Origin of the sequence: Pseudovibrio sp. POLY-S9 (genome assembly GCF_001431305.1) — a bacterium.
Classification (GTDB): Bacteria; Pseudomonadota; Alphaproteobacteria; order Rhizobiales; family Stappiaceae; genus Pseudovibrio.
This window is the reverse complement of sequence record NZ_LCWX01000176.1, coordinates 9,530-10,014: the sequence shown is the minus strand read 5'-3', so window position 1 is coordinate 10,014 and position 485 is coordinate 9,530. Positions and strand designations below refer to the sequence as shown.

The window sequence follows — 485 nt, the reverse complement described above, 5'->3', positions numbered from 1 at the left end:
AAAAGGAGAACTAGACCTAAAAAAAGGCTGGTCACCAAACCTCAAACTGGGGAAATTTGGTCCAGCACTTTTGGGGAAATTTGACCCAGCATTGACATGTGCCTTTCACCTGAGGTTGGAGGCCTTGGTGTGGAGGCTTCCCTGTGGCAGTGAACACGGGGTGCGTGTGACACCGCCCGAGCACCTGTCACAGTGCGTTAATCCAGAGACACAACATTGGTGTTGACCGGCTGCGGAAGGGCGACCCGCTCCAATAATCCGCAGGACTTTTTCAGTGCCTCCAGGCGGTCACATAAAGCATGGTGCAAAGTGAGCAAAGCATCCCGCTCGCAGCTGTTCTTCACGCGCTCGCTGAGTACAAGCTGTTGCATGTACGCGAGGTTCTGAAGATCAGAGACGACGATCTGGACTTCGTCAATTTCATTTTGAAGAGTGTTTGTGGCGCTGCATGCGCATGCGGAGTCGACCATATTCAATCCCTCTGT

The 485-nt window shown here is 52.6% G+C and carries 1 protein-coding gene; it reads right to left on the bottom strand.

Annotation, left to right across the window (positions count from 1 at the left end; all coding sequences use genetic code 11):
- Positions 1 to 197 precede the first annotated feature (197 nt).
- Complete coding sequence (locus tag PPL9_RS17800) at positions 198 to 470, bottom strand: hypothetical protein (RefSeq protein ID WP_057463957.1); 273 nt, start codon at positions 468 to 470, stop codon at positions 198 to 200.
- Positions 471 to 485 lie beyond the last annotated feature (15 nt).